Annotated in this window: 27 protein-coding genes and 1 pseudogene; 20 read left to right on the plus strand and 8 right to left on the minus strand. The window is 74.5% G+C overall.

The features are described from left to right. Window positions 1-543 (minus strand): spore maturation protein, encoded by a 543-nt coding sequence (locus tag ACOQFB_RS23010; RefSeq protein WP_421610875.1) that lies wholly within the window; start codon window positions 541-543, stop codon window positions 1-3. Beyond that, a complete protein-coding gene (locus ACOQFB_RS23015) occupies window positions 540-1,220 on the minus strand; it encodes a nucleoside recognition domain-containing protein (RefSeq protein ID WP_494492385.1) in 681 nt (226 codons plus the stop codon). The genes ACOQFB_RS23010 and ACOQFB_RS23015 overlap by 4 nt, the downstream gene beginning before the upstream one ends. On the opposite strand from ACOQFB_RS23015, the gene ACOQFB_RS23020 reads away from it, so the two are divergent. From ACOQFB_RS23020 to ACOQFB_RS23035, 4 genes are all read left to right on the plus strand, one after another. Then, entirely contained in the window at window positions 1,219-2,766 is a 1,548-nt protein-coding gene (locus ACOQFB_RS23020; RefSeq protein ID WP_421610876.1) for a transglutaminase-like domain-containing protein, read from the plus strand. The two genes, ACOQFB_RS23015 and ACOQFB_RS23020, sit on opposite strands and share 2 nt — an antisense overlap. 70 nt (window positions 2,767-2,836) lie before the next feature. Beyond that, entirely contained in the window at window positions 2,837-3,112 is a 276-nt protein-coding gene (locus tag ACOQFB_RS23025; protein ID WP_494492386.1) for a VOC family protein, read from the plus strand. Next, window positions 3,100-3,240, plus strand: a complete 141-nt coding sequence (locus ACOQFB_RS23030) for a hypothetical protein (RefSeq protein WP_494492387.1) — start codon at window positions 3,100-3,102, stop codon at window positions 3,238-3,240. The genes ACOQFB_RS23025 and ACOQFB_RS23030 overlap by 13 nt, the downstream gene beginning before the upstream one ends. Before the next feature lie 157 nt (window positions 3,241-3,397). Continuing rightward, window positions 3,398-5,305 (plus strand): TIGR04551 family protein, encoded by a 1,908-nt coding sequence (locus tag ACOQFB_RS23035; RefSeq protein ID WP_059438951.1) that lies wholly within the window; start codon window positions 3,398-3,400, stop codon window positions 5,303-5,305. A gap of 96 nt (window positions 5,306-5,401) precedes the next feature. On the opposite strand, the gene ACOQFB_RS23040 is transcribed toward ACOQFB_RS23035, so the two are convergent. After that, window positions 5,402-5,812 carry an OsmC family protein gene (locus tag ACOQFB_RS23040; RefSeq protein ID WP_421610878.1) on the minus strand — a complete coding sequence of 137 codons (411 nt, stop codon included), beginning with the start codon at window positions 5,810-5,812 and terminating at the stop codon, window positions 5,402-5,404. Between the two features lie 118 nt (window positions 5,813-5,930). Here ACOQFB_RS23040 and argH point away from each other — a divergent pair, with 118 nt between their 5' ends. The 7 genes and pseudogenes from argH to folK all read left to right on the plus strand — a co-directional run bounded on the left by argH (window position 5,931) and on the right by folK (window position 11,849). Next, entirely contained in the window at window positions 5,931-7,334 is a 1,404-nt protein-coding gene (argH, locus tag ACOQFB_RS23045) for an argininosuccinate lyase (protein ID WP_421610879.1), read from the plus strand. Further along, entirely contained in the window at window positions 7,331-7,549 is a 219-nt protein-coding gene (gene lptM, locus ACOQFB_RS23050) for an LPS translocon maturation chaperone LptM (RefSeq protein ID WP_421610880.1), read from the plus strand. The genes argH and lptM overlap by 4 nt, the downstream gene beginning before the upstream one ends. Then, window positions 7,546-8,829, plus strand: a complete 1,284-nt coding sequence (gene lysA, locus ACOQFB_RS23055) for a diaminopimelate decarboxylase (RefSeq protein ID WP_421610881.1) — start codon at window positions 7,546-7,548, stop codon at window positions 8,827-8,829. The genes lptM and lysA overlap by 4 nt, the downstream gene beginning before the upstream one ends. 38 nt (window positions 8,830-8,867) lie before the next feature. After that, entirely contained in the window at window positions 8,868-9,755 is an 888-nt protein-coding gene (gene dapA, locus ACOQFB_RS23060) for a 4-hydroxy-tetrahydrodipicolinate synthase (RefSeq protein WP_059437935.1), read from the plus strand. A 16-nt stretch (window positions 9,756-9,771) separates the two neighbouring features. Further along, window positions 9,772-10,584: a 4-hydroxy-tetrahydrodipicolinate reductase gene (dapB, locus tag ACOQFB_RS23065; protein WP_059437934.1), complete on the plus strand. Its 813-nt coding sequence runs from the start codon at window positions 9,772-9,774 to the stop codon at window positions 10,582-10,584. Beyond that, window positions 10,581-11,332 (plus strand): annotated as a pseudogene (locus ACOQFB_RS23070) (fumarylacetoacetate hydrolase family protein). The gene dapB and the pseudogene ACOQFB_RS23070 overlap by 4 nt, the downstream one beginning before the upstream one ends. Window positions 11,333-11,360: 28 nt before the next feature. Next, the gene (folK, locus tag ACOQFB_RS23075; RefSeq protein ID WP_059437932.1) at window positions 11,361-11,849 is read left to right on the plus strand and encodes a 2-amino-4-hydroxy-6-hydroxymethyldihydropteridine diphosphokinase; all 489 of its coding nucleotides are present in this window, start codon (window positions 11,361-11,363) and stop codon (window positions 11,847-11,849) included. A 7-nt stretch (window positions 11,850-11,856) separates the two neighbouring features. Here the strand turns inward: folK and ACOQFB_RS23080 are convergent, their stop codons facing one another. Both ACOQFB_RS23080 and ACOQFB_RS23085 read right to left on the minus strand, forming a co-directional pair. Then, the gene (locus ACOQFB_RS23080) at window positions 11,857-12,564 is read right to left on the minus strand and encodes a class II aldolase/adducin family protein (RefSeq protein ID WP_421610882.1); all 708 of its coding nucleotides are present in this window, start codon (window positions 12,562-12,564) and stop codon (window positions 11,857-11,859) included. Window positions 12,565-12,571: 7 nt separating this feature from the next. Further along, window positions 12,572-13,621, minus strand: coding sequence for a KpsF/GutQ family sugar-phosphate isomerase (locus ACOQFB_RS23085; protein WP_059437930.1), 1,050 nt, complete (start codon window positions 13,619-13,621; stop codon window positions 12,572-12,574). Window positions 13,622-13,707: 86 nt separating this feature from the next. On the opposite strand from ACOQFB_RS23085, the gene fsa reads away from it, so the two are divergent. Beyond that, window positions 13,708-14,361 (plus strand): fructose-6-phosphate aldolase, encoded by a 654-nt coding sequence (fsa, locus tag ACOQFB_RS23090; protein WP_059437929.1) that lies wholly within the window; start codon window positions 13,708-13,710, stop codon window positions 14,359-14,361. Between the two features lie 33 nt (window positions 14,362-14,394). Here the strand turns inward: fsa and ACOQFB_RS23095 are convergent, their stop codons facing one another. Then, window positions 14,395-15,270, minus strand: a complete 876-nt coding sequence (locus ACOQFB_RS23095) for an EamA family transporter (RefSeq protein WP_012528141.1) — start codon at window positions 15,268-15,270, stop codon at window positions 14,395-14,397. An 83-nt stretch (window positions 15,271-15,353) separates the two neighbouring features. Between ACOQFB_RS23095 and ACOQFB_RS23100 the strand changes: the two genes are divergently transcribed. The 6 genes from ACOQFB_RS23100 (at window position 15,354) to ACOQFB_RS23125 (ending at window position 18,486) form a co-directional block, all read left to right on the plus strand. Continuing rightward, the gene (locus ACOQFB_RS23100) at window positions 15,354-15,836 is read left to right on the plus strand and encodes a MarR family winged helix-turn-helix transcriptional regulator (protein WP_232288302.1); all 483 of its coding nucleotides are present in this window, start codon (window positions 15,354-15,356) and stop codon (window positions 15,834-15,836) included. 238 nt (window positions 15,837-16,074) lie between these two features. Next, entirely contained in the window at window positions 16,075-16,935 is an 861-nt protein-coding gene (locus ACOQFB_RS23105; protein ID WP_494492599.1) for a DUF4279 domain-containing protein, read from the plus strand. Continuing rightward, entirely contained in the window at window positions 16,932-17,273 is a 342-nt protein-coding gene (locus ACOQFB_RS23110) for a hypothetical protein (RefSeq protein ID WP_421610884.1), read from the plus strand. Before ACOQFB_RS23105 ends, ACOQFB_RS23110 begins: the two co-directional genes overlap by 4 nt. A gap of 85 nt (window positions 17,274-17,358) precedes the next feature. Then, window positions 17,359-17,853 (plus strand): hypothetical protein, encoded by a 495-nt coding sequence (locus ACOQFB_RS23115; RefSeq protein ID WP_059437939.1) that lies wholly within the window; start codon window positions 17,359-17,361, stop codon window positions 17,851-17,853. Between the two features lie 166 nt (window positions 17,854-18,019). Then, a complete protein-coding gene (locus ACOQFB_RS23120; protein ID WP_059437925.1) occupies window positions 18,020-18,229 on the plus strand; it encodes a hypothetical protein in 210 nt (69 codons plus the stop codon). After that, entirely contained in the window at window positions 18,226-18,486 is a 261-nt protein-coding gene (locus ACOQFB_RS23125; protein ID WP_059437924.1) for a hypothetical protein, read from the plus strand. Before ACOQFB_RS23120 ends, ACOQFB_RS23125 begins: the two co-directional genes overlap by 4 nt. 161 nt (window positions 18,487-18,647) lie before the next feature. On the opposite strand, the gene ACOQFB_RS23130 is transcribed toward ACOQFB_RS23125, so the two are convergent. Both ACOQFB_RS23130 and ACOQFB_RS23135 read right to left on the minus strand, forming a co-directional pair. Then, window positions 18,648-19,091 (minus strand): hypothetical protein, encoded by a 444-nt coding sequence (locus ACOQFB_RS23130; RefSeq protein WP_421610886.1) that lies wholly within the window; start codon window positions 19,089-19,091, stop codon window positions 18,648-18,650. A gap of 44 nt (window positions 19,092-19,135) precedes the next feature. Further along, window positions 19,136-19,996, minus strand: coding sequence for an esterase/lipase family protein (locus ACOQFB_RS23135; protein WP_421610887.1), 861 nt, complete (start codon window positions 19,994-19,996; stop codon window positions 19,136-19,138). Window positions 19,997-20,243: 247 nt separating this feature from the next. On the opposite strand from ACOQFB_RS23135, the gene aroF reads away from it, so the two are divergent. Continuing rightward, a complete protein-coding gene (aroF, locus tag ACOQFB_RS23140) occupies window positions 20,244-21,257 on the plus strand; it encodes a 3-deoxy-7-phosphoheptulonate synthase (RefSeq protein WP_059437921.1) in 1,014 nt (337 codons plus the stop codon). A 160-nt stretch (window positions 21,258-21,417) separates the two neighbouring features. Continuing rightward, window positions 21,418-21,642 carry a hypothetical protein gene (locus ACOQFB_RS23145; RefSeq protein ID WP_059437920.1) on the plus strand — a complete coding sequence of 75 codons (225 nt, stop codon included), beginning with the start codon at window positions 21,418-21,420 and terminating at the stop codon, window positions 21,640-21,642. The last annotated feature ends 3 nt before the right edge of the window (window positions 21,643-21,645 follow it).

Genomic DNA, 21,645 nt, shown 5'->3' on the forward strand with positions numbered 1-21,645 from the left:
TCACGGGCCGCCGAGCAGCAGCCGCACCGTCACGATCGCCGCGGCGAAGCCGGCCAGGTCGGCGAGCAGCGCGGCCGGGAGCGCCTGGCGGTAGCGGGTGATCCCCGCCGCGCCCATGTACACGGCCAGCACGTAGAACGTGGTCTCGGTGGAGCCGGCCATCACCGAGGCGAGCCGCCCGGCGTAGCCGTCCGGCCCCTCGCTGCGCAGCACGTCCCCGACGACCCCCAGCGCCGCCCCGCCGGAGAGCGGCCGCACCAGGACCAGCGGCAGGACGCTCGCGGGCAGGCCGAGCGCGGAGGTGACCGGCGCGAGCGCGGCGGCCGCCGCGTCCATGGCGCCCGAGGCGCGCAGCATCCCCAGCGCCACGAAGATGGCCACCAGCGCCGGGATGATCCGCACCGCGGTCGCGAAGCCCTCCTTCGCGCCCTCCACGAAGACCGGATAGACCTTCACGCCGCGCGCGAGCGCCAGCGCCGGGATCCCCGCCAGCAGCACCGGGATGGCCCAGGTGGAGACGACGTCGAGCGCCGCCCGGATCACGGCGCCGCCCCGGGCTCCGCGGCCGGCGCCGGGAAGAGCCGGCCGAGCGCCTTCGCGGCGAGCACCGCCACCACCACCCCGCAGGCCGACGCGCAGAGCGTGGCGCCGAGGATCTCCGCCGGCGCGCGCGAGCCCGCCGAGGCGCGGAGCGCGATGACGCTCGCGGGGACGAGCTGCACCGAGGCGGTGTTGAGCGCGCACAGGAGCGCCTGCGCGTCGGAGGCGGTGCCCTTGCGCGGGTTGAGCGCCTCGAGCGCCTGCATCGCCTTCACGCCGAACGGGGTGGCGGCGTTGCCGAGGCCGAGCGCGTTCGCCGAGAGGTTCATGAGCATCGCGCCCATGGCCGGGTGGTCGGGCGGCACCTCCGGGAACAGCCGGACGAGCACCGGCCGCGCCACCCGGGCGAGCGCCCGGACGAGCCCGGCCTCCTCCGCCACCTTCATGAGGCCCAGCCACAGCGCCATGGCGCCGGCCAGGCCGAGCGAGAGCGTCACCGCCTTCGCGGCCGAGTCCAGCGCCGCCGCGGTGAGCGCGCCCATCCGCCCGTTCACCGCCGCGGCGACCAGGGAGGCCCCCAGGAGCACCGTCCAGATCGCGCCCATCGCGGCGATTCTGGCCGGCCCGATCCCGAAGGCGAGTTTTTGGTAGAACAGCGGCGTTCCTCGGAACGCCTCCATGACGACCCCGACCCCCGCGCGCCTCGCCCTCGTCGCCCTCTGCTGCTCGACCTCCCTCGCGCTCGCCGCCTGCCCCGAGCAGCGGCCCCAGCCGGTGAAGGCGCCGCCGCGCCCGCCGCAGGCGGCGCTGGCCGCCGGGTCCGGGGACCTCGCCGACGTGCTCACCGTGCCGCGGCCGGCCGGGCCGGAGTGGTTCGGCCTGTACCTCGTCGGCCAGAAGGCGGGCTGGAGCAAGGTCGAGCTGGCCCGCGAGCTGCGCGACGGGCGCGACGTGCTGGTCGGGCGGAGCGAGATGCTGCTGCGCGTGAACGTGGGCGGCAACACGGTGGAGCGGCGCCAGAGCGAGGAGCGCGTCTGGGAGGCGCGCGCCGGCGGCCGGCTGGTGGGCTTCAAGGCGGCGTTCTCCGGCGACGGCGGCGAGCGGACGCTCACCGGCACCTGCGCGAAGGACCGCTGCAAGCTCACCGTCACCGCGGCCGACGGCACGCGCGAGCAGGAGCTGGAGGGCGTGGCCGAGACCGCGGAGATGGCCGACGGCGTCCGGCTCGCCGCGGCGCGGCGCAGCGCCGTCCGCGGCAAGCAGCTCGACCTGCTCAAGCTGCGGGTGCGCGAGGTGCAGCACGTGTTCGTGCGCCGGGAGCCGGTGGCCGGCGCGGGCGTGCAGGAGGAGGTCTCGGTCGTCGAGGAGTCGGAGATCGGCGACCGCGTGGCCATCCAGTACAAGGTGGCGGACGACGGCCGGATCGTGGAGTGGCACCTCGGCGACGCCATCGTGGGCCGCCCCGAGCCGTCCGACCGCGCGCAGCGGCTCGACGAGGTGGACCTGTTCGCGCTCGGCCGCGTGCCGCTGCCGAAGGCGCTGCCGCGCACCGTGCCGGCCACCATCACCTACCGCCTGCGGGGGCTCCCGGCCGCGTTCCAGAAGCCGGACGCGCGCCAGCGGTACGAGCGCGGGCCGGAGGGCACCACGCTCCTCACCATCACCGCGAAGGCGCCGGCCGCGGCGGATCCTGCGAAGGACACGCCGCTCGCGCGCGCGGGGGAGGGGGCGAGCCGCGACGACCTCGCCGCCACGCCGCAGGTGGACTCCGACGCGCCCGCCATCGCGGCGCTGGCGAAGCAGGCGGCGGGGGACGCGCGCGGCACGTACCAGGCCTCGCTCGCGCTGGCGCGCTGGGTGAACGAGCACCTCGAGAAGGCCTACGGCGCGAGCAACGACCGGGCGAGCGACGTGCTCGCCGCGCGGAAGGGCGACTGCACCGAGCACGCCGTGCTCACCGTGGCGCTGGCGCGCGCGCTGGGCATCCCCGCGCGGCAGGTCTACGGGCTCGTGTACGCGCGCTACGCCGACGGCAAGGACGCGCTGTACTGGCACGCCTGGGCGGAGGTGCGGAGCGCCGGCGAGTGGATCGCCATCGACCCGATCTTCGGGCAGCCGGTCGCGGACGCCACGCACGTGGCGCTCGGCACCGGCGGGCAGGAGGACGCGGTGGGCCTGCTCGGCGCCCTCAAGGTCGAGAAGGTGGACGTGAAGGGCGCGAGGTAGCCCTCCGCGCGTTGCGGCCTGCCTCCGGCTGCGGTTTACTCGCGCCCCCACCTTCCCCGAGGGAGCGCGCATGACCGGTCTCGATCACGTCGCCATCCTGGTGTCCGACCTCGACGCGGCGGTGAAGCTCTACCGCGACGTCTACGGGCTGCCCGAGCCCGAGATCGAGGAGGTCCCGACCGAGAAGGTCCGGGTGGCCATCTTCGGCCACGGCGCCGGGCGCATCGAGCTCGTCTCGCCGGCCGGGCCCGACAGCCCCATGGCGAGGACCATCGAGAAGCGGGGCGAGGGGCTGCACCACGTCTGCCTGGAGGTGCCGACATCGCCAGGGCGATGGCGGCGCTGAAGGCCCAGGGCGCGCCGCTCCTCGACGAGGTGCCGCGCCCGGGCGCGGGGGGCTCCAAGGTGGCGTTCGTCCACCCCAAGGGCAGCCGCGGCGTGCTGGTGGAGCTGAAGGAGGGCGGCGGGCACTGACCCCGCAGCCCTCCCTCGACTCCGCCCGCACCGGACGGTGCGGGCTACGCTCGGGATGAGCGGCCGAGGCCGGCGGGCGCAGGCCTCGTCGCAACCATTGACCCCGACCAAGGCGCGTGTTTTATCCAGCCGTTCCTCTTCGGAAGGGGTCGCACACATGTCCCGCCTCCTCGCGGCCGCGCTCGCGGCGCTCCTCCTCCTCCCCGGCGCGGCGCGCGCGCAGGCGACCGGATCCGCGCCGGCCCCGGCCCCGGAGGCCGCCAAGCCCGCCGCGGAGGCGCCCAAGGACGCCGAGCTGGACGCGAAGACCCGCGCCGCCATCCAGCGCGCCGTCGAGAAGGCCAAGGAGGAGCTGCGCGACGAGGTCCGCGCCGAGATCCAGGGCGCGCAGTCGGCCGCCGAGTTCATGGGCGCCGTGGCCGAGGGGCCCAAGCTCGAGTTCCTGCAGCTGGACGGCTACCTGCGCCTCCGCGGCGACCTCTACGACAACCTCGACCTGGGCGGCGTGGACTCCGCGGGCCACAGCTACTTCCCGAAGCCGCTCCAGGGCACGAACCGCGGCTCGCTCGCGTCGGCCAACATGCGCCTGCGCGCCGAGCCCACGCTGAACATCTCCGAGCGCGTCCGCGTGAAGGCGCAGATCGACGTCCTCGACAACTACGTGCTCGGCTCGTCGAACAGCGACCTGTTCGACGCGCACCACTCCCCGTACACCGCCTCGTTCTACGGCTCGTCGCGCGCGCTCTCGAAGGGTGACGCGAGCGCGGATCGCGACGCGATCCAGCCGAAGCGCGCCTGGGCCGAGGTGCAGACGCCGGTCGGCCTGCTCAGCTTCGGCCGCATGCCGTCGGAGTGGGGGCTCGGCATCCTCACCAGCGCCGGCAGCAAGATCGACGACGACTACGGCGACACGGTGGACCGCATCCAGTTCGCGCTCCCGCCGGTCACCACGCCCATCGGGAAGCTCAGCTTCGTGCCCATGCTGGACTTCGACTCCGAGGGCGTGCTCCACCCGGATCCGCACTTCGGGCCCGGCCTGGGCCAGCCGTTCGACGCCGAGTCCGGCGACGACGCCCGCTCCTTCGCGCTCAAGATCGCGCGCCTCGACACCGACGACGAGATCCGCCGCAAGGTCGAGCGCAACGCCAGCTCCTTCAACTACGGCCTGTACTACCTGTACCGGACGCAGCGCTGGACCTACCCGACCTGGCGCACGCAGGGCTACGACGGGTCCTACGGCGACACCGGGGATCCGGCCACCGAGCCGGACAAGGTGAAGCGGAACGCGTACACGCACGTGGCGGACTTCTGGGCCCGCCTCGTCACCCAGCGCTGGCACCTCGAGCTGGAGACGGTCGGCGTCTACGGCCACATCGGCGAGGCGTTCGAGTACGTGCCGGACGCGACCGACGCCACCCGCCAGGTGATCTCGTCGCTCGGCCGCGTCCTGCTGCGCCAGTGGGCCGCCACGCTGACCGCGCGCTACAAGGCCATCCCGAACAAGGTGACCCTCGGCGCCGAGCTGGGCGTGGCGAGCGGCGACTCGGCCCCGGGCTTCGGCGTGGACACCGAGCGCAAGGCGACCGACGCGAGCGGCAACACCATCCTCCCGCCGTACGGCTCCATCGACGGCCCGCAGTTCGGCCAGCCCGGCGACCGCGCCATCCGCAACTTCCGCTTCAACCCGGCCTACCGGGTGGACCTGATCCTGTGGCGGCACATCATCGGCCAGGTGACCGACGCCTGGTACCTGAAGCCGTCGCTGCGCTGGGACATCCTGCCCGGCCTGGCGCTCGACACCGCGCTCGTCTACTCGCAGGCGATGTCCGGCGCGTCGGTCCCGAGCGCGGTGGCGGAGGACACCACCAGCGCCGACGGCGCCTACGTGCTCCAGAAGCAGGGCAAGAAGCCGCTCGCGATCGAGGCCGACGGGCGCCTCACGCTCGACTCCGGCAACGGCTTCATGACCTGGGCCGAGGGCGGCGTGCTCCAGCCCTTCGGCGGCCTGGGCAACTCGCTCTCGCGCGGCTGGGTCCTGAGCTTCGGCATGGCGGCGAAGTTCTAGGAGAAGGCCCGCTCGCCCCGAGCCTGTCGAGGGGCGAGCGGAACCATCCAGCAGGGAGGCGGCGCAGCCGCGGGCCGGGGAGGGGTGCGGCCCTCGCTACGGGTTGCCCGCCACCACCGTCCGGACTTCGAACACCGGCTGCGCCTGGATCGCCTTCTTCACCGCGCACTGGTCCGCCACGCGGACCAGCGCCTCGCGGTACTTCTCCGGGAAGGCGGGCGGGACCTCGATGTCGAGCTCGACGCGCGCGAGCACGCCCGTCTCCGGGTCGAAGTGCGCCCGCTGCCGGAGGCGGATGCCGTCGGTGGGCAGCTCGCGCTTCTGGCAGAAGCCGAGCACGTAGATGCCGGCGCAGGTGCCGATGGCGGCCATGAACAGGTTGAAGGGCGAGGGGGCGGAGTCCTCGCCGCCGCTCGCGACCGGCTGGTCGGTGCGGATGACGTGGTTGCCGATCTTGGTGTCCACCCGCTTGCCGCCGGGGAACGTGACGAAGGTCTCGCTGGCCATCTGACGCCTCTCTCCTGGAAGGTGTCGCGCCGGGATCCGGCGCTCGGGAGGTGAGAGCCCGCGCGCTGCGCGGAGGTTCCTGGGCGGCGGCCGGGTGTGATAGCGTCTCCGGCCCCGCATGAGAGCGAATTCGAAGGCGAAACCCGTGTCCCGGGCCGCGCTCGCCGGCGAGGCCGATCCCCGCCTCGTGGCCCTTTCGGTGTCCATCCAGGACGACGGCGCGCTGTACGCGGAGGACATCCGCGGCAGCCAGGCGCACGTGTCCATGCTGGCGGCGCAGGGCATCGTGCCGAAGGCGGCGGCCCGCCGCATCGTGGCCGCGCTCGACCAGGTCCGGGCCGAGTTCGCCGCCGGCAGGATCCGCTTCGACCCGGCGCTCGAGGACGTGCACACGCACGTGGAGCGGCGCCTGGGCGAGCTGGTCGGCAAGGACGCCGGCTACCTGCACGCCGGCCGCAGCCGCAACGACCAGGTGGCGCTCGACGAGCGGCTCTTCATCGTGGGCGCCTGCGATCGCTGCGACGCCGCCCTGGAGCGGCTGCAGCGCGCGTTCCTCGGCCAGGCGCGCGCGCACGAGCGGACCATCCTGCCCGGCTACACGCACCTGCAGCGCGCGCAGCCGGTCTCGCTCGCGCACCACCTGCTCGCCTACGTGGAGATGTTCGGCCGCGACCGCGAGCGGTTCGCCGAGGTGCGCCGCCGGGCCGCGATCTCGCCGCTCGGCTCCGGCGCGCTCGCCGGCACCACCCTGCCGCTCGACCGCGAGGCGGTGGCCGCGCGGCTCGGGCTCGCCGGCGTGACGCACAACTCGCTCGACGCGGTCTCCGACCGCGACAGCGCCGCCGAGCTCCTGTTCGCGTGCGCGCTCGCCGCCGTGCACCTCTCGCGCATCGGCGAGGAGCTGGTCCTCTGGACCACGAAGGAGTTCGGCTTCGCGACGCTCGCCGACGCGTTCGCCACCGGCTCCTCGCTCATGCCGCAGAAGAAGAACCCGGACGTGGGCGAGCTGGCCCGCGGCCGCGCCGGGCGCGCGCTGGGCGACCTCGTGGCGCTGCTCGCGATCCTGAAGGGCCTGCCGCTCTCGTACAACCGCGACCTGCAGGAGGACAAGCGGCCGCTGCTGGGCGGGCCGGAGGCGCTGGTGCTCACCGCCGACGCGGTGGCCGGCGCGGTCGAGACCGCCACGTTCCACGCCGAGCGCATGGAGGAGGCGCTCGGCTCGGGCGAGGCGCTCGCCACCGACGCGGCCGAGTACCTGGTCGAGCGCGGCGTCCCGTTCCGCGAGGCGCACGAGGCGGTGGGCAAGGCGGCGGCGTTCTCCGCGCGCGAGGGGCGGCCCATGGCGCGCCTCACCGCGGCCGAGTGGGCGAGCTTCCACCGCCGCTTCGAGAAGGACGTGCTCCGCTGCTTCGACGCGCGCCGCAGCCTGAAGCGGCGCGAGCTCCCCGGCGCGCCCGGGCCGCGGGCGGTCCGCGCCGAGCTGCGCCGCTGGGAGAAGGCGCTCGGGAAGGCGCGCCGATGAGCGGCGCCCGCCCGGTGCTCGTGGCGCTCGCCGCGGCGGCCGCGCTGGCCGGCTGCGGCGTGAAGGGCCCGCCGCGCCCGCCCCAGCGGCCCGCCCCGGCGCACCCGGTGGCCGCGCCCGCCGCGCAGCCCTCGCAGCCCGCCTCTGCGCCGCCCTCCACCCCGGCCGACGCCCCGGCGCCGGCCGCACCGGCCGCGCCGGCGGGGACCCCATGAACCACTTCCAGCGCAAGCGCGGCGTCCTGCACGCCGAGGCCGTCCCGGTGGAGCAGCTGGCCGAGGCCTACGGGACGCCGCTCTACGTCTACTCGACCGCCACGCTCACCCGGCACTGGAAGGTGCTGCACCGCTCGCTCGCCGGGCTCGACCACCTGGTCTGCTACGCGGTGAAGGCGAACTCCAACCTGGCGGTGCTGTCGCTGTTCGCGCGCCTCGGCTCGGGGTTCGACATCGTCTCCGGCGGCGAGCTGTACCGCGTGCTCAAGGCCGGCGGCCACCCGGGCAAGGTGGTGTTCAGCGGGGTGGGCAAGCGCGACGACGAGATCGCGTTCGCGCTCGAGTCCGGGGTGAAGGTGCTGAACGTGGAGAGCGCGCCGGAGCTGGCGCGGGTCTCCATCGTGGCGCGGCGCATGGGCGTCCGCGCGCCGGTCGCGCTCCGGGTGAACCCGGACGTGGACCCGAAGACGCACCCGTACATCTCCACCGGCCTGAGCGAGAACAAGTTCGGCGTGTCGGTGGAGGAGGCGCGCCGGCTCTACGCGCTCGCCGCGCAGGACCCGGCGCTCGAGCTCCGCGGCGTCGCCTGCCACATCGGCTCGCAGATCACGTCGGTGCGCCCGTTCCTCGACGCCATCGCCCGCGTGCTCGCGCTGGTGAAGGACCTCGGCAAGCAGGGCATCCGGCTCGGCCACGTGGACGTGGGCGGCGGCCTCGGCATCACCTACGCCGACGAGGAGCCGCCGCACCCCGACGAGTACGGCCGGGCCATCAAGAAGGCGCTCTCGCGCTTCGACGGCGAGGTGATGCTCGAGCCGGGGCGCGTGCTGGTGGGGAACGCCGGCGTGCTCGTCACCCGCGTGCTCCACGTCAAGGAGAGCGGCCGCAAGGTGTTCGTGGTGGTGGACGCGGCCATGAACGACCTGGTGCGGCCGAGCTACTACGACGCGCACCACGAGATCGAGGCCGCCGGCGCGCCGCGCAAGGACGCGGACGAGATCGTCTGCGACGTGGTGGGCCCGGTCTGCGAGTCCTCCGACTTCCTGGCGCGCAAGCGGCGCATGCCGCGGCCGGTCCGGGGCGACCTGCTGGTGGTCCGCTCGGCGGGCGCCTACGGGTTCGCCATGTCGTCCAACTACAACTCCCGCCCGCGCGCGGCCGAGGTCCTGGTGGACGGCGACGGCACCCGGCTGGCGCGCCGGCGCGAGACCTACGCCGACCTCGTCCGCGGGGAGACCCCCGAGCCCGAGGCCGAGCGGTTCCGCGCCCCGCGGCGATGAGCTACGATCCAGCACCTTCCCCCCGCCGGGAGAACGTCATGCGCCGACTCGAAGGTTCGATGGTGGCCATCGTCACGCCGATGAAGGACGGCGCGGTGGACCTGCGCGCCCTCCGCGAGCTGACCGAGTGGCAGCTCGCCGAGGGGACGGACGGCATCGTGCCGTGCGGCACCACCGGCGAGGGCGTGACGCTCACGGTCGCCGAGCGGGCGGACGTCATCCGGACCGTCGTCGAGACGGTGCGCGGCCGGGCGCTGGTCATCGCCGGCGCCGGCTCCAACGCGACGCACGAGGCGATCGAGTCGGTGAAGCTGGCGAGGTCGCTCGGCGCGGACGCCGCGCTGGTGGTGACCCCCTACTACAACAAGCCCACGCAGGAGGGGCTGTTCCGGCACTACCAGGCGATCTGGGAGGCGACGCGCTTCCCGGTGGTCGCCTACAACGTCCCGTCGCGCACCTCGGTGGACCTGCTCCCCGAGACCGTGGCGCGGCTCGCGAAGGCGGGCGCCATCGCCGGCATCAAGGAGGCGACGGCGAACATGGACCGGCAGGTCCAGCTCGTGGAGAAGGTCGGCAAGGACGCGATCGCCTACCTCTCCGGCGACGACTTCACCGTGCTCCCCTACATCGCCTGCGGCGGCCACGGCGTCATCTCGGTGATCGCGAACATCGCGCCGCGCGCGATGAAGGAGCTGGTGGTGGCGGCGCGCTCGGGCGACCTCGCCGGCGCGCTCGCGAAGCAGGCGGCCATGGCCGAGCTGAACCGGATGATGTTCGTCGAGACCAACCCCGGCCCGGTGAAGGCCGCGGTGGCGCTGCTCGGCCGGGCGGGCGGCGAGCTGCGCCTGCCGCTCGCGCCGGTGTCGGAGGCGAGCCTCGCCAAGGTGCGCGACGCGATGGTGCGCTTCGGGCTGAAGCTCGCCTGAGCCAAGGGTGACCGACATGACCAAGGTGGTGGTGACCGGGGCCGCGGGGCGGATGGGCACGCAGATCGTCCGGCTGGTGCGGGCGACGCCCGGCCTGGCGGTGTCGGGCGCGGTGGAGCGCGCCGGGAGCCCGGCGATCGGCAAGGACGCGGGGACGCTCGCGGGCGGCGAGCCGCTGGGCGTCGCGGTGGTGGACGACCTCGCGAAGGCGCTGCCCGGCGCCGACGTGGTGATCGACTTCACCAGCCACGAGGCCTCGGTGCGCCACGCGCAGGCGTGCGCCGCGGCCGGCGTGGCGCTCGTCATCGGCTCGACCGGCTTCACGCCCGACGCGAAGGCGAAGGTGGCCGAGGCGGCGCGCAAGGTGCCGGTGGTGCTCTCGCCCAACATGAGCGTGGGCGTGAACGTGGTGTTCGAGCTGGTGCGCCAGGCCGCCCGGGTCCTCGGCGACGCCTACGACGTCGAGATCGTCGAGATCCACCACAAGCACAAGCGCGACGCGCCCTCCGGCACCGCGGTGGCGCTGGGCGAGGTGGCGGCCCAGGCGCTCGGGCGCGCGCCCGCCGACGCGCTCGCGTACAGCCGCCACGGCATCCTGGGCGAGCGCCCGCCCTGGCAGATCGGGATCCAGACGCTCCGCGGCGGCGACGTGGTGGGCGAGCACACCGTGTTCTTCTGCGGCGAGGGCGAGCGGGTGGAGATCACCCACCGCGCCACCAGCCGCGAGCAGTTCGCCCGGGGCGCGGCGCGCGCCGCGGCCTGGCTGCCCGGCAAGGCGCCGGGCGTCTACGACATGGCCGACGTGCTCGGCCTGCGGGGCGCGAAGTGAGGGTCTGCCGGTTCCGCCGCGCCGGCGTGGACCGCTACGCGCTGGTGGAGGGCGAGGTCCTGCGCCCGCTCACCGCCGCGCCCTGGGCCGGCGGGCTGCCGGAGGGGCCGGCGGTGCCGCTCGCCGAGGCGACGCTGCTCGCGCCGGTGGAGCCGTCGAAGATCGTGTGCGTCGGTCGCAACTACGTGGCGCACGCCCGCGAGCTCGGCAACGAGGTGCCCACCACCCCGCTCATCTTCCTCAAGCCCTCCACCTCGGTGATCGGGCCGCAGGACGCCATCCGCTGCCCGGAGCAGTCGCGCGAGGTCCACCACGAGGGCGAGCTCGGCGTGGTGATGGGCCGGACGCTCACCGGCGCCAGCCCCGCCGAGGCGCGAGGCGCGGTCTTCGGCTACACCTGCCTGAACGACGTCACCGCCCGCGACATCCAGCGCGAGGAGAAGCAGTTCACGCGCGCCAAGGGCTTCGACACCTTCTGCCCGATCGGCCCGGTGGTGGAGACGCGTTCGACCCGCTCGACGCGTCGGTGGCGTGCCGGGTGAACGGCACCGAGCGGCAGCGCGGCTACACCCGCGACATGGCGTTCGACGTGTTCGCGCTGGTGGCGTTCATCTCCGGCGTGATGACGCTGCTCCCCGGCGACGTCGTCGCCACCGGCACGCCCGAGGGCGTCGGGCCCATCCGGCGGGGCGACTGGGTGGAGGTGGAGGTGCCGGGCATCGGCGTGCTGCGGAACCCGGTGACCTGAGCGGCGCGGCCGGGGGGAAGGGCGCATCGTGCGCGCGTACGTGGGCGTCGGCAGCAACCTCGGCGATCGCTGGGCGAACCTGGCCCTCGCCGCCCGCGTGCTGCGCGCCTCGCCCCGCCTCGCGGTGCTGCGGGCCTCGCACGTGTTCGACACGCCGCCCATGGGCCCGCCGCAGCCCCGGTACCTGAACGCCGTCCTGGAGCTGGAGGCCGGGCTCACGCCGGAGGCGCTGCACGCGGTCCTCGCGTCTGCGGAGCGCGCGGCCGGCCGCCGCCGCGGCCTGCGCTGGGGGCCGCGCACGCTCGACCTCGACCTGCTCGTCCAGGGGGATCGCGTGGTGCGGACGCCGGCGCTCACCGTCCCGCACCCCGGGATCGCGGCGCGCCGCTTCGTGCTCGAGCCGTTCGCCGAGCTGGCGCCGGACCTGGTGGTCCCTGGGCTGGGCCGCACCGTGGCCGCGCTGCTGGCGCGCGCGCCGGGCGCGCCGCTGGTGGTGGCCGGCCTGTACCCGCTGTGAATCGCGGCTAGCGCCTCCGCGCCGGCCTGCCGGCCGCGACGAGCACCCGGTCCACCGCGTCCGCCGGCAGCGGGGTGCAGCGCCCCGCGAGGCGCGCGGCGAGCGCGATCCGCGCCACCCGCTCCAGCGTCTCCATCCGGTCGAGCGCCTCGGGGAGCGCCCGGCCCAGCGCGAGCGCGCCGTGGCGCTCGAGCAGCAGCACGTCGTGCCGCGCCAGGTAGGGCGCGAGCGAGGCGGGCACCTCGCCCGTCCCCGGCGTCGCGAACGGCGCGAGCGCGATCTCGCCCAGCGTCACCGCGGCCTCGGGCACGAGGTCGTTCGGCGGCGGCACGCCGGCGACGGTGAGCGCCACCGCGGTGATGGGGTGGGCGTGGACGATCGCCTCCACGTCCGGGCGCGCCGCGTAGGCGGCGAGGTGCATGCGCAGCTCGGTGGAGGGGCGGCCCGCGCCGCGGGTCACCGTGCCGGCGCCGTCGATGCGCAGCACGTGCCCGGGCCGGAGCAGCCCCTTGTTCACGCCCGAGGCGGTGACCAGGAACGCGTCCGGCCCGAGCCGCACCGAGACGTTGCCCTCGCCCGCGCCGATGAGGTCGAGCGCGGCGAGCCGGTGACACGTCTCCACCACCGCCGTGACCAGGGCGCGCTCCCGGGGCGCGGTCCGCGCGCGGGGCGCGGGGCGGGGCGGGACGGCGCGCGGGCGGGGGGCGCGGGCCACGGCGGCCTCAGAGGATCTTGGCGGCGAGGAGGTCCTGCACGTCGAGCAGGCCCACCGGGCGCCCGTCGGCGTCCACCACCGGCACCTGGTCGATGCGCGCCTGGCGCAGCACCCGCGCCGCGTCCACCACCAGCGCGTCCGGCCGCACCGTCTTCGGCCCGCGGCACATGGCCGAGCTGACCGGGCGGGCGAAGTCGGTCTCGCCGCGCTCCACCAGCCGGCGCAGGTCACCATCGGTGAAGATGCCCACCAGCGTGCCGTCGGCGGCGACCACCGAGGTCGCGCCGGGGCGGCCGGGCGTCTCGGTCATGACCGCCACCGCGGCGGCGAGCGGCGCGTCCTCGCGGACCACCGGGTTCGAGGTCTCGCCGCGCATCAACTCGTGGACCTTCATCAGGCCGCGCCCGAGCTTGCCGCCCGGGTGGAACAGCGCGTACTCCTCGCGGTCGAAGGGCCGGTTCGCGAGCACCGTCATCGAGAGCGCGTCGCCCACCGCCAGCAGCACCGCGGTGGAGGCGGTCGGGGCGAGCCCCATGGGGCAGGCCTCCTCGACGTTCCCGATGGCGATCACCAGGTCCGCCGCCCGCGCCAGCCGGTTGGACCGGTCGGCGGTGATGGCGACGATCTTCGCGCCGATCTTCTTCAGCGACGGGAGCAGCCGGAGGATCTCCTCGGTCTCGCCCGAGTTCGAGAGCGCGAAGACCAGGTCCTCGCGCGCGATCCGGCCCAGGTCGCCGTGCGCGGCCTCGGCCGGGTGGACGTAGAGCGAAGGGGTGCCGGTGGAGGCCAGCGTGGCCGAGATCTTCTGGGCCACGAAGCCCGGCTTGCCCATCCCGGTCACCACCACCCGGCCCTTGCAGGCCAGGATCCAGCGGACCGCGGTGGCGAAGGCGTCGTCGAGGGGCACCGCGCCGATGGCGCGCGCCTCGGCGCCCACGACGGTGCGGCCGTAGGCGACGAGATCCTGGGTGCGGGGGCGCGGGGAAGCGCTCGCCCGCGGACGGCGTGCGGGGAGCTTCACCACCCGGGCCCGGCTGCTGCTGCGGCTGGAGGCCATGGTCGGCCGCCGATATAGCACTTCCGCGGCGCTTGCGGCAGGGCGCGCGGGTGCGCTATGTGACGCCGGCCCCCTGGAGGAAGACCATGAAATTCTTCATCGATACTGCGGACGTCGGCGAGATCAAGAAGGCCCTGGCCCTCGGCCTGTGCGACGGCGTGACCACCAACCCCTCGCTCGTCGCCAAGACCGGCCGCGGCTTCGAGGACGTGCTGAAGGAGATCGTCCAGCTCGTCCCCGGCCCGATCTCGGCCGAGGTCACCGCCACCGACTACGAGGGGATGCTGCGCGAGGGGCGCCACTACGCCAAGTTCGGCGAGCAGGTGGTCATCAAGGTCCCGCTCATCGTCGAGGGCCTGCGCGCGGTGAAGACGCTCACCGACGAGGGCACCAAGGTGAACGTCACCCTGTGCTTCTCGCCGGTGCAGGCGCTCCTCGCCGCCAAGGCGGGCGCCACGTACATCTCGCCGTTCGTCGGCCGCCTCGACGACATCTCGCAGGACGGCATGGCGATGGTGGGCGACATCGTCCAGATCTACCGGAACTACGGGTTCAAGACCCAGGTGCTGGTCGCGAGCGTCCGCCACCCGGTGCACGTCCTCGAGGCCGCCAAGCTCGGCGCCGACGTGGCGACCATCCCGTACTCGGTGATCGAGCAGCTCGCGAAGCACCCGCTCACCGACGCCGGCCTGAAGAAGTTCCTGGCCGACTGGGAGAAGGTGCCGAAGGCGTCGAAGTAGCGGGCGCGAGCGCGCCCCGGGACGTGGCGCTCGCTACGGGATCCGGGTCGAGGTCCACTGGACTCCGAAGACGCTGGCCAGCACGATCGCCATGCCCGCGAGCGCGCTGCCCGACATCGCCTGGGACAGCAGCGCCCAGCCGAGCACGACGGCGGTGAGCGGGCTCAGCAGCCCGAGCGACGAGACGGCCACCGTGGGCAGCCGCGCGACGCCGCGGAACCAGAGCGCGTAGGACAGCAGGGCTCCGGCCAGGCTCAGGTAGGCGTAGGCCAGGACCTGCGACCGCGAGAGCGGGGGCAGCGGCGCGTCGGCCACCCAGGCCAGCGGGACGAGCATCAGCCCGCCGACGACGAGCTGCCAGCCCGTGAGCGCGAGGACCGGCAGGTCCAGGCGCCAGCGCCGCGTGAGCCACACCCCCGTCGCCATGCAGGCCGCGCCGCCGAGCGCGGCCGCGATGCCCACGGGCTCGAACACCGTCCTCGGCGACACCAGCAAGACGGCCATGCCGCCGACGCCGGCGACCGCCGATGTCAGCGTCGCCCGCGCCGGCGCCCTGCCGTCCACCGCCCAGGCGAGCGCCATGATCAGCAGCGGCTGGACGGCGCCGAGCACCGCCGCGAGCCCGCCCGGCAGGCGGTACGCCGCCACGAACAGCAGGGCCTGGAACACGCCGATGTTGAGCGCGCCCAGCACCAGCAGGCGCGGCCAGTCCCGTCCGGCGGGCATCCGTCGCGCCATGAGCACCAGCAACGCGCCCGCCGGCAGCGAGCGGATGAGCGCGGCCGTGAACGGCCGGTGGGGTGGCAGGAGCTCCGTCGTGACGATGTAGGTGGAGCCCCAGATGGCAGGGGCGAGGGCGGTGATCAGGACGTCGCGCCAGCGGGACGGCGATGGAAGGGAGGTCGGCATGTGCGGTAGCTTGAAGTCGAGACATCTGCCGGGGAGGTAGCTTGAAGTCAAGACAATCGACGCCCGGCGCCCCGCGAGACGCCGTGGACCGCGTGCTCGAGCAGTGGGCCCGGGAGCGCCCGGACCTCGACGCGAGCCCGATGGGCCCCATCGGGCGCATCAAGCGCTGCGCGGCCCTGCTGGAGCAGCGGCTGGAGGCAGGCTTCTCCCGGTTCGGCCTGAGCCTCTGGGAGTTCGACATGCTCGCCACGCTGCGGCGGGCCGGGGCGCCCTACCGGCTGAGCCCGACCGAGCTCTTCTCGGCGCTGATGGTGACGTCGGGGACGATGACCCATCGCCTCAAGCGCCTGGAGGGCAGCGGGCTCGTCCAGCGCGTCCCCAACGAGCAGGACGCGCGCAGCACGCTCGTGCAGCTGACGCGCAAGGGCCTCGCGCTGATCGACCGCGCCGTCGAGGCGCACGTCGAGAACGAGCGCCGGCTCCTGTCCGCGCTCCCGCCTGCCGCGCTGGCCGCACTGGATGCGCACCTGTCCGCGCTGCTGGGGACGCTGGAGGGGCGGGAGTGACGGCAGCTCCGGCGCGGTGAGACGGGACCCGCTTGACGCGCACCTCGGGTATGGGTCACGTTCGACCGCAACGGCCCTTCCATCAATGGGCATGAGGCAGGAGATCGCCGGCGCCGAGGCCGCCCTTCATGAGCAGGCTTCAGCCGCGACGCGTACGCCGGCCTCTACTGGAACGATCCCGCGACGCTTCGGCGGCTGGAGTGACGAGATGCACGATCGGACGAACGTGTCGCTGGGAATGTCCTCGGAGAACCTCGAGCCGGACGTCGTGACCGCGATCGTGGGGCTCCCGCCCACTCGATCCTTTCGCAAGGGCGACTTGCCGGCCGGTCGCCGATTCCCGGTGCCGCGGATCCGCGGTTCGTGGGGGCTCGAGGTCGAGGGCGACGACGTCGGCACGGCCGCGCGGGAGCTCCTGGGTCTCGTGTCGGGACGAGAGGGGCGGTGGCGTGAAGCCGTGGCGCGGTTCTCGGCCGTGGCGACGCTGTCGATCTGGTGGGAGCCGGAGGGCCGCTACGGGGGGTTCTCGGTCGACTCGACGACGCTCGCGAGGCTGGCCGCGCTGGGAGAGCGCATCGACGTGTACTTCCCGGGCACGACCGACAGGCGGTTCACCTGCTCGGCACGCGGCGAGGCGCGAGGGGCCGCCTATCGTGCGCTGCTCCGGGTGCTGGCCACCTTCTCCGGCGAGGCGCTGCTCGTCGTGCGGGACGGGCTGGGTCTCGACGAGCGTGGTCAGCGGATCCTGGCGGAGCTGGAGCGGCTGGGCGCCCGGTCGGAACGGGCATCGGAGTGGCCGGGGACGAAGCTGACCGACTCGCAGGCGACGCTCTGGCGCGTTCCGGTCGGTGACGCCGTCGTCGACGTGCTCTCGAGCGCCGCCGAGAGCCTCTTCGACTGGGTCCAGCCCGCGCTCCCCGGGGACCTCTGCTTCCGGCGGGACGACGGGACCACCATCCTCGGGACCATCGCGCACGAGCAGGACGCGTTCCTCGACCTCGGGCCTGCCGAGTACGAGGCGCTCCTGGCCAAGGTTCCGTCGATGGAGCTGAAGCGCGACGTGAGCGATCCGGCCCCGCCCGCGGAGCGCGCCCCGTGACCAGGCGCTGGACATGGCCCGTCATCGCCTGCGTGGCCTTCGCGCTGGGATGCGATCGGCGGCGCGCCGTGGTCGTCGATGAGCCCGTGTATCTCTACGCGACGGAGACCGACTGCCTCGAATCCCTGAGCAGTGGCCCGAACGACCCTCGCATCAGCGGGCCCGAGGTGCGCGGGGTCGTCGCCGAGCTGCCGCCCGGAACGGCGCTCCAGATTCGCGGCGAGGCGTACGGGAAGGATTTCCGCTGCTTTCGCGTCTCGACGGACTCCGGGAAGGGCTACGTCATGAACTCGGAGCGGCTGAGGTTGCTCGATCCGCCTCCTCGGCCCGGGGCGTGAGGAGCGGCCGCTTCATGGAGGCACCACCTAGATGATCAGGCACACACGCCACCTCGCGACTGCCCTTGGCCTCGGAGCCGTACTGATGATCGGCGCGCCGGCGCTGGCCGAAGCGCCTGCGACACGTGGAGGCGAATCGGAGAGGGCGATCCGAGCGCAATCACCCACCGTACAGTGGCGGACGCCCCCGCTCGTCGCCGACGTCACCTTCGACGGGCGCGCCGATCACGTGTTCGTGGGCTCCTCGGGGAACGCGTCCAGCGTGGGCATCGTGGATGGCGCCGGAGGGAAGGACGCCCGCGCGTGGGTCCTGGAGTTCGCCCACGATCCGGCCCGCGCCTCGGGGCTGTGCGGCGCGCCCGGCGAGGCGACGATCGCGCTCGAGGAGCCCGGAATCGACCTGGCCGCGCTCGGCTGCGATGGCGCGTCGGACGCGTCCTGCGAGGCCGTGCGCAAGACCGCCGCGTACCTCCGGAGCGCCGCCGACCGCGGTGGCAAGGGGATCGCCCTCTCTGCCGGCGACTGCGACGCCTTCCACGTCTACTTCGACGGCACCGCGTTCCGGTGGTGGCGCCGGTAGGTTCCGGCGAGCCGGGCGCGGCCTGCGCGCACGACCCTGAACGCGAAGCGAGCGGGCGTCCGATCGGCACGGCCGACGCCGCACCGCGCTCCCCGCGCCGCTTCCCCCGGCCACGCGCGGTCCGCATCTTCCTGGTGCGCCTCGTCGGGAGGCGCTCGGGGGATCCATGCCGCTCGCTCGCATCTTCACCGGCCTCACGACCGCGCTCCTGCCGCTCGCCGCGCTGGCGCAGGCGGGCGGGGACGCCGCGCCCGCGCCGCGCAGCGGGTACGGGTGGCTTTGGATGCTGGTGGCGGCGATCGTCGTCGTGGCGCTGTTTCGGATGTTCTTCTCCCGGCCGCGGCGGACGCCGGGGGCGAGGGGGCCGGGGCCGTGAACCCGCTCGCTCGCACCGCGGGCCACGTGCTCGCGCTCACCGCGCTCGTGCTGGCGTTCGCCGCCGCGGCGCAGGGGCCGGTCTACCAGCCGCACCCTGCCGCGGACGGGATCCTCCCGTGGGTGTTCGCGGTCTTCGTGGCGGCGGCCCTGGTGGCGCTGTTCGTCTTCGTCCTCTGGGTGGTGAACCCGCCGAGCTTCCGCCGGCCGGGCGAGCGGCCGCACGGCGCGCTGGCGCCCAGGGCGCGGCGCCGCTGAGCCCACGCTCGTGGTTCGACAAGCTCACCACGAGCGGAGCTCCACTGAGCCAACGCTCGTGGTTCGACAGGCTCACCACGAGCGGAATCCGCTGATCCGTCGCTCGTGGTTCGACGGGCTCATCATCCGCTGAGAGACCGCGCTGCGGTGCTGCCCGGCCGCTAGAGCGTCACGCGGAAGAGCCTTCGCTCGATCAGGTCCGGCACACCGGAGAGGTCGGCGCGGGTGAGGTGCGCGCCCTCGGCGCGCTCCTTCAGCTCCAGGCACGCCTCGGTGATCAGGCGCACGAGCAGGTGGAGCGCCGCGTGCTCGGCCGGCGTCTGCAGCCGGTGCGCCTCCCGCTCGCGCCGGCGCTCGACCTCCTCGTACTCGCGGACGAGGTCGAGCCGCGCCAGCTCGAGCGCGAGGCGCACGACGTCGTCGCGGGGCCGCTCCGCCGCGCCGTGGCCCCAGCGCGCGCGCTCCGCCTCGCTCTCCCACTGGAGCTCCGGCGGCGGCCACGCCGTGAGCTCGCGCGCCAGCTCCTCGGCGAACCGCTCGAGGAGGTACGCCTTCACCGGCTGCTTCTGCCGGTCGTACAGGAAGTCCCAGCGCCGATCGCGCACGGCGGCAGGATAGCCGGACCGGGACCTCGCGGCGACCCCGCCGGTCAGGCGGCGTCGGTGCCCGCCGCGCCGGACCGCGCCTGGGCCGGCCCGGCGGCCTTGGCGGGCGCCGGCGCGACGCGCCCGCCCTCCATGGCGGTCAGCGGCCCGCGCCGGGCGGGCGCCGCCTCCGCGGCGGCGAGGAGCTCGTGCAGCAGCACCTGGTAGACGCGCTTGCTGGTGAGGAACGCGGCGTGGTGCGCCTGCACCTCGACGTTCGCGAGGTGCGGCAGCCCGTGCGTCTCGAGCACCGCCGACGGGTACGGCGACGCGCCGTCCTCGCGCGACCAGATCGACACGAGCCGCACCTGTCCCGGCCACGGGCCGTCGTGGAGCCGGCGCAGGAAGGCGCTGCCGGGGAAGAGCTGCCAGAGCGAGCGCGCCAGGAAGCCGACGGGCAGGCCGAGCAGCGCGACGGGCGTGCCGTGGTGCGGCGTCCCGAGCGTCACCACCGCGCGCGTGCGGCGCCAGCCGCCCAGCTTCTTCACGTAGTACGCGGCGATGAGGCCGCCCTTGGAGTGGCCGACGATGGTGAGGGGGCCGAGCGCCGGGTGGCGCGCGTACAGCCGCTCGATCTTGGCGCGCACCAGGTCGGCGAGGTCGTCGATGCCGCGGGTGTTGAGCGTGCCGCCGAGGCCGCCGAGGTCGAGCGTGAACACGCCCATCCCGTCGCGGCGCAGCCGGCGCTCGAGCACGGCGCAGGTGCGCCGCGAGCTGAAGAACCCGTGGAGCAGCAGCACCGGGTGCTCGCAGCGGGAGAAGTCGGTCCGCCGCTCCACCGGGCGCCGCCGGACGCTCCCGTCGTACGCCGCCGCCAGCTCCTCGACCACCCGCGCCGCCTGCCGGACCCACCGCGCCACCCGCATGGTCGCGCCTCCGATCGCCAATCTAGCGAGCGTGCGCGCGGCGGGCAGCGCCCGTCGGCGGGGCTTGACGTCCCCTGACCCCGGCACGCGCAGCGCCGCGCGAGGGCTGGCGGCGATGTCGGACGGACGCACCGTGAAGCGCCGCCCCTCGCGCCGGGGACGTGACACCGGGCGGCGGGACGGCCGTCCCCGTCCTTGTCCCCCCTGGTCCCCCGCAGTACAACCGGGGTCCCCGGAGGCGGACCCCATGCTCGTCGTCATGAAGCCCCACGCCGGCCAGCCGGAGATCGACGCGGTGATCGAGAAGATCCGCAGCCTCGGCCTCACCGCGCACCCGATCCCCGGGGCGCAGCGCGTGGCCGTCGGCATCACCGGCAACAAGGGCGGCCTCGAGCCCGAGCTGTTCACCACGCTGCCGGGCGTGGCCGACGCGATCCGGGTGTCGCAGCCGTTCAAGCTGGTGTCCCGCGAGGTGAAGGAGGAGGACACGGTCATCGACGTCGGCGGCGTGCCGCTCGGCGGCAAGGACCTGGCGGTGATGGCCGGGCCGTGCTCGGTCGAGTCGCGCGGCCAGCTGCTCGAGGCGGCGCAGGCGGTGAAGGCCTCCGGCGCCCGGTTCCTGCGCGGCGGCGCCTTCAAGCCGCGCACCAGCCCCTACGAGTTCCAGGGGCTCGGCGAGGAGGGCCTGAAGCTGCTCGCGGCCGCCCGCGAGGAGACCGGCCTCAAGGTCGTGACCGAGGTGATGGACGTCGAGCACCTCGCCATGGTGGCGGACTACGCCGACGTGCTGCAGATCGGCGCCCGCAACATGCAGAACTACTCGCTGCTCCGGCAGCTCGGGCGCGTGCGCCGGCCCATCCTGCTGAAGCGCGGCCCCTCCGCCACCATCAAGGAGTGGCTGATGGCGGCGGAGTACGTGGTCTCCGAGGGCAACTACCAGGTGGCGCTCTGCGAGCGCGGCATCCGCACCTTCGAGACCATGACCCGCAACACGCTCGACCTGAACGCGGTCCCGATCCTGAAGGCGCTCACGCACCTGCCGGTGATCGTGGACCCGTCGCACGGCATCGGCCTGCGCGCCCACGTGCCCGCCATGGCGCGCGCCGGCATCGCCGCCGGCGCGGACGGCATCATCGTCGAGGTCCACCCGCGGCCGGAGAAGGCGCTCTCCGACGGCCAGCAGTCGCTCACGCCGGCCGAGTTCGACGAGCTCATGCGCCAGGTGCGGGTGATCGCCGGCGCGGTGGGCCGCGGGGTGTAGCGCGCCTCCGCGGAGGGGCGCCCGGCCGGCCCGCCGGCCTGCCCCCACCGCGGCTGACGCACCCGAAGCGAGCATGCTCCTGGCCGTCCGCGCGGGCCGTCCGGCGCTCGCCCGGGACGCGGCCGCTTGCCATGCGCGCAGGAAGCGTTACCTGATCCTCATGAAGGCCGAGCGCGAGCCCATGGAAGCAGCCGGCGCCGGGGAGCGCCGCGACATCGTCCTGCCGGGCGGCTGCCTGCTGTGCGACGGCGACCTGGAGGTGCGCCTCGGCGAGCGGGGCCACGCCGCGAGCTTCTGCCCGCGGTGCCACTGGATCTCCCACCCGCACATGCGCCGGGCGGACGGCGCGGTGCACGTCATCCACCCGGCCGGCGGGCTGGCCTAGCGT

The sequence above is a fragment of the Anaeromyxobacter sp. Red801 genome (genome assembly GCF_049201065.2).
Taxonomy (GTDB): Bacteria; Myxococcota; Myxococcia; order Myxococcales; family Anaeromyxobacteraceae; genus Anaeromyxobacter.

Coding starts and splice junctions, on each gene's coding strand:
- ACOQFB_RS23020 (WP_421610876.1), top strand. CDS start 1,219: ATGACGACCCCGACCCCCGCGCGCCTCGCCCTCGTCGCCCTCTGCTGC.
- ACOQFB_RS23015 (WP_494492385.1), bottom strand. CDS start 1,220: ATGGAGGCGTTCCGAGGAACGCCGCTGTTCTACCAAAAACTCGCCTTC.
- ACOQFB_RS23025 (WP_494492386.1), top strand. CDS start 2,837: ATGACCGGTCTCGATCACGTCGCCATCCTGGTGTCCGACCTCGACGCG.
- ACOQFB_RS23030 (WP_494492387.1), top strand. CDS start 3,100: ATGGCGGCGCTGAAGGCCCAGGGCGCGCCGCTCCTCGACGAGGTGCCG.
- ACOQFB_RS23035 (WP_059438951.1), top strand. CDS start 3,398: ATGTCCCGCCTCCTCGCGGCCGCGCTCGCGGCGCTCCTCCTCCTCCCC.
- ACOQFB_RS23040 (WP_421610878.1), bottom strand. CDS start 5,812: ATGGCCAGCGAGACCTTCGTCACGTTCCCCGGCGGCAAGCGGGTGGAC.
- argH (WP_421610879.1), top strand. CDS start 5,931: ATGAGAGCGAATTCGAAGGCGAAACCCGTGTCCCGGGCCGCGCTCGCC.
- lptM (WP_421610880.1), top strand. CDS start 7,331: ATGAGCGGCGCCCGCCCGGTGCTCGTGGCGCTCGCCGCGGCGGCCGCG.
- lysA (WP_421610881.1), top strand. CDS start 7,546: ATGAACCACTTCCAGCGCAAGCGCGGCGTCCTGCACGCCGAGGCCGTC.
- dapA (WP_059437935.1), top strand. CDS start 8,868: ATGCGCCGACTCGAAGGTTCGATGGTGGCCATCGTCACGCCGATGAAG.
- dapB (WP_059437934.1), top strand. CDS start 9,772: ATGACCAAGGTGGTGGTGACCGGGGCCGCGGGGCGGATGGGCACGCAG.
- ACOQFB_RS23085 (WP_059437930.1), bottom strand. CDS start 13,621: ATGGCCTCCAGCCGCAGCAGCAGCCGGGCCCGGGTGGTGAAGCTCCCC.
- fsa (WP_059437929.1), top strand. CDS start 13,708: ATGAAATTCTTCATCGATACTGCGGACGTCGGCGAGATCAAGAAGGCC.
- ACOQFB_RS23095 (WP_012528141.1), bottom strand. CDS start 15,270: ATGCCGACCTCCCTTCCATCGCCGTCCCGCTGGCGCGACGTCCTGATC.
- ACOQFB_RS23105 (WP_494492599.1), top strand. CDS start 16,075: ATGTCCTCGGAGAACCTCGAGCCGGACGTCGTGACCGCGATCGTGGGG.
- ACOQFB_RS23115 (WP_059437939.1), top strand. CDS start 17,359: ATGATCGGCGCGCCGGCGCTGGCCGAAGCGCCTGCGACACGTGGAGGC.
- ACOQFB_RS23120 (WP_059437925.1), top strand. CDS start 18,020: ATGCCGCTCGCTCGCATCTTCACCGGCCTCACGACCGCGCTCCTGCCG.
- ACOQFB_RS23135 (WP_421610887.1), bottom strand. CDS start 19,996: ATGCGGGTGGCGCGGTGGGTCCGGCAGGCGGCGCGGGTGGTCGAGGAG.
- aroF (WP_059437921.1), top strand. CDS start 20,244: ATGCTCGTCGTCATGAAGCCCCACGCCGGCCAGCCGGAGATCGACGCG.
- ACOQFB_RS23145 (WP_059437920.1), top strand. CDS start 21,418: ATGAAGGCCGAGCGCGAGCCCATGGAAGCAGCCGGCGCCGGGGAGCGC.